General features: G+C 71.0%; 4 protein-coding genes. 1 reads left to right on the forward strand and 3 read right to left on the reverse strand.

What is annotated here, in order from left to right:
* Positions 1-85: 85 nt before the first annotated feature.
* From GT354_RS48680 to GT354_RS48690, 3 genes are all read right to left on the reverse strand, one after another.
* Positions 86-694 carry a nucleoside triphosphate pyrophosphatase gene (locus GT354_RS48680; RefSeq protein ID WP_161364470.1) on the reverse strand — a complete coding sequence of 203 codons (609 nt, stop codon included), beginning with the start codon at positions 692-694 and terminating at the stop codon, positions 86-88.
* A gap of 367 nt (positions 695-1,061) precedes the next feature.
* Positions 1,062-1,262: an acyl-CoA carboxylase subunit epsilon gene (locus GT354_RS48685; protein WP_161364471.1), complete on the reverse strand. Its 201-nt coding sequence runs from the start codon at positions 1,260-1,262 to the stop codon at positions 1,062-1,064.
* Positions 1,263-1,293: 31 nt separating this feature from the next.
* Positions 1,294-2,880, reverse strand: a complete 1,587-nt coding sequence (locus GT354_RS48690; protein WP_161364473.1) for an acyl-CoA carboxylase subunit beta — start codon at positions 2,878-2,880, stop codon at positions 1,294-1,296.
* 103 nt (positions 2,881-2,983) lie between these two features.
* Here GT354_RS48690 and GT354_RS48695 point away from each other — a divergent pair, with 103 nt between their 5' ends.
* Positions 2,984-3,802: a biotin--[acetyl-CoA-carboxylase] ligase gene (locus GT354_RS48695; RefSeq protein WP_161364475.1), complete on the forward strand. Its 819-nt coding sequence runs from the start codon at positions 2,984-2,986 to the stop codon at positions 3,800-3,802.
* The last annotated feature ends 42 nt before the right edge of the window (positions 3,803-3,844 follow it).

Below are 3,844 nucleotides of genomic sequence, written 5' to 3' on the forward strand. Positions count from 1 at the left end.
ACCTCGACGGCCGCGCCGGCCCGGACGCCTGACGGCGCGGCATCGAGGCGGGCGGCCTGCCCGGCTCACCTCGATGCTCGGCCGATCAGGCCCAGAGGTCGACGATCCGTACGCCCACCGCGTCGAGCAGGCGCCGAAACAGCGGCAGTGACAGGCCGATCACGTTGCCGGGGTCGCCGTCGATGCCGTCGACGAACGGCGACGCGTAGCCGTCGAGGGTGAACGCGCCCGCGACGTGCAGTGGTTCGCCGGTCGCGATGTACGCAGCGACCTCGTCGTCCGAGGGTGTGCCGAACCGAACCGTCGTCGCCGCGACCTCGGCCGCGCGCAGCCCGGTGCGGCGGTCGATCACGCAGTGGCCGGTGAGCAGGACGCCCGAGCGGCCGCGCATGGACTGCCAGCGCGCCAACGCCTCGGCCGCGTCGGCCGGCTTGCCCAGCGCGAGGCCGTCCAGTTCGAGCACCGAGTCGCAGCCCACCACCAGTTGGTCGCCGTCGAGTTCGGCCGCGACCGCGTCGGCCTTGGCCTGGGCCAGGACGAGCGCGAGTTCGCGCGGAGAGGCGGCGGTCAGCGCGTCCTCGTCGACGCCGCTGACGACGACCTCGGGGTCGAGACCGGCGGCGCGCAGCAGTTTCAGCCGTGCGGGCGACGCGGAGGCGAGGACGAGGGAACGGGAGGGGGAGCGGTCGGCCATGCCGTCAACGTACCCGGCGGCGGCGCGCCCGCCGCGCACGGGCCGAGGGGCCGGGACGATACCCGGCCGAGGGCGGCACCCGGGCCGACGGCGCTTCACAGGGCGAGCAGGACGAGGCCGAGGATCACCACCAGGGGCAGGATCCACACGGCGCGCCGCAGCTGGGCCACGGCGCGCCGGGTTTCCTCGGACAATTCGTCAGGGTCGCGCATGCGTCCATCGTGCGCCGCGCACCCCTGCGCGATCTTGAGTACGGGTACTCAAGTCACGTCATGCGATGTACTGCATTTCCGTACAAATGCACCTGGGTGAGGCACGTGCACCCGGTATGACAAGTCACCTCGGACATGGGCACCCGAGAGTGGTCTCAGACAGGCCAACCGCTCGCCCGCCACGCCCCCGGTCCGGGCCGCTGCGGACGCCGCACCAGGCGTTCCGGCGCGTTCCACACCGACCGCGTTCGGGCCGGCGCCTCGGTGCCCCCGCCGGCCGCGGCCTTGGCGGCGACGACGGCGACGATCACGGCCAGTTCCTCCGGGGTCGGTTCACCCCGCACAACCTTCATCATGTGAACTCCTGTGGCAGCCGGTGCGATACCCCTACAGCGGGATGTTGCCGTGCTTCTTCGGCGGCAGCGTCTCGCGCTTACCACGCAGCGCCCGCAGCGCCTTCACCACGTTGGCCCGGGTCGCGGACGGGCGGATCACCGCGTCCACGTAGCCGCGTTCGGCCGCCACGTACGGGTTGCACAGGGTGTCCTCGTACTCCTGGATCAGCCGTGCGCGCGTCGCGTCCGGATCGTCGGAGGCCGCGATCGCCTTGCGGTGCAGGATGTTGGCCGCGCCCTGCGCGCCCATGACCGCGATCTGCGCGGTCGGCCACGCGAGGTTGACGTCGGCGCCCAGGTGCTTGGAGCCCATGACGTCGTACGCGCCGCCGTACGCCTTGCGGGTGATGATCGTCACGAGCGGCACGGTGGCCTCGGCGTAGGCGTAGATCAGCTTCGCGCCGCGGCGGATGATGCCGTTCCACTCCTGGTCGGTGCCGGGCAGGAAGCCCGGGACGTCCACGAGGGTGAGCACCGGGATGTTGAACGCGTCGCACGTGCGCACGAACCGGGCGGCCTTCTCGGACGCGTCGATGTCGAGCGTGCCCGCGAACTGCATCGGCTGGTTGGCCACGATGCCCACGGACCGACCCTCGATGCGGGCGAAGCCCACCACGATGTTCGGCGCGAACAGCGGCTGGACCTCCAGGAAGTCGGCCTCGTCCACGATGTGTTCGATCACCGTGTGGATGTCGTACGGCTGGTTCGCCGAGTCCGGGATCAGCGTGTCGAGCTCACGGTCGTAGTCCGTCGGCTCCAGATCGGCGGCCTCGTCGAAGGCCGGGGCCTCTTCGAGGTTGTTGCTCGGCAGGTACGACAGCAGACCCTTGACGTAGTCGAGCGCGTCCTTCTCGTCGGCGCCCATGTAGTGCGCGTTGCCCGACTTGCTGTTGTGCGTGCGCGCGCCGCCGAGGTCCTCCATCGTGACGTCCTCACCGGTGACCGTCTTGATGACGTCGGGACCGGTGATGAACATCTGCGAGGTCTGGTCGACCATCACGACGAAGTCGGTGAGCGCGGGGGAGTAGACGTGACCGCCGGCGGCCGCGCCCATGATCAGCGAGATCTGCGGGATGACGCCGGACGCGATCACGTTGCGCCGGAAGATCTCGCCGTACAGGCCGAGCGAGACGACACCCTCCTGGATGCGCGCACCGCCGCCCTCGTTGATGCCCACCAGCGGGACGCCGGTCTTGATCGCGAGGTCCTGGATCTTGACGATCTTCTCGCCGTACACCTCGCCGAGGCTGCCCCCGAAGACGGTGACGTCCTGTGAGAACACGCACACCTGACGACCGTCGACCGTGCCGGAGCCGGTCACCACGCCGTCACCGTAGGGGCGGTTACTCTCCAGACCGAAGTTCGTGGAGCGGTGGCGCGCGAACTCGTCGAGCTCGACGAACGAGCCCTCGTCGAGCAGGTACTCGATCCGCTCGCGGGCGGTCATCTTGCCCTTGGCGTGCTGCTTCTCGACCGCTCGGGCGCTGCCTGCGTGCACGGCCTCGTCGATGCGACGTTCGAGGTCGGCCAGCTTCCCCGCGGTCGTGTGGATGTCGGGATCGCCCTGTACTGGGTCCATCGTGCTGGCTCCTGTCACGTCGAACGGCGGCGATCGGTAGCGTATCCACGCCACGCGAGCGTCTATCACCGCCCTGCCCCCGGGCCCCTTCTAGGGTTGGCGGATGGACTCTCCTTTCACGGATCTCGACCGTCCCCCGCTGCGCGAGGCCGCGCTGCGCAAGGCCCTGCTCGTTCCCGGCGGCCTGTGGCGAGAGATCACCGTCTTGCCCGAGACCGGTTCGACCAACGCCGACGTGGCGAAGGTGGCCGACGAACCGGAGGGACTGGTCGTGGTGGCCGAGTCCCAAAACGCCGGACGGGGGCGGATGGACCGGCGCTGGAGCGCGCCGCCGCGCTCGGGCATCGCGGTGTCGGTGCTGCTGGCGCCCACCGAGGTACCGGTCGCGCGATGGGGGTGGCTGCCGCTGCTCGCGGGGGTCGCGGCGGCGTCGGCGGTGTCGCGGGTGACGGGCGTGGACGTGCGGCTCAAGTGGCCCAACGACCTGCTCGTGGGCGAGCGCAAACTGGCCGGGATCCTGGCCGAGCGCGCGGGCGCCGGGGTGGTGCTGGGCATCGGCCTCAACGTGACGTTGCGGCAGGAGGAGTTGCCGGTCCCGACCGCGACCTCGCTCGTGCTGTCCGGCGCCGAGGTCACCGACCGCGACCCGATCCTGCGCGCGCTGCTGCGTGAGCTGGAGGAGTGGTACACCCGTTGGCGCCTGGCCGGCGGCGACGCGCACACGAGCGGCCTGCACGCGGCGTACACCGAGTCCTGCGCGACCCTGGGCCGCCGAGTCCGGGTGGACCTGCCCGCCGGCCCCGCCCTGGAAGGCCCCGCCACCGCCATCGACGACGACGGCCGCCTGACCGTCACCGGCCCGGACGGCCCCACCGCAGTAGGCGCGGGCGACGTCATCCACGTCCGCCCGGCAACAGCCTGACAGACCAAAACCCACACCACCCCCAACACCGAACCCACCCCC

This window comes from Streptomyces sp. SID3343 (assembly GCF_009865215.1).
Lineage (GTDB): Bacteria > Actinomycetota > Actinomycetes > Streptomycetales > Streptomycetaceae > Embleya.

Excerpts from the sequence above, each read along its gene's own strand:
- GT354_RS48680 (WP_161364470.1), bottom strand. The coding sequence starts at position 694 with ATGGCCGACCGCTCCCCCTCCCGTTCCCTCGTCCTCGCCTCCGCGTCG.
- GT354_RS48685 (WP_161364471.1), bottom strand. The coding sequence starts at position 1,262 with ATGATGAAGGTTGTGCGGGGTGAACCGACCCCGGAGGAACTGGCCGTG.
- GT354_RS48690 (WP_161364473.1), bottom strand. The coding sequence starts at position 2,880 with ATGGACCCAGTACAGGGCGATCCCGACATCCACACGACCGCGGGGAAG.
- GT354_RS48695 (WP_161364475.1), top strand. The coding sequence starts at position 2,984 with ATGGACTCTCCTTTCACGGATCTCGACCGTCCCCCGCTGCGCGAGGCC.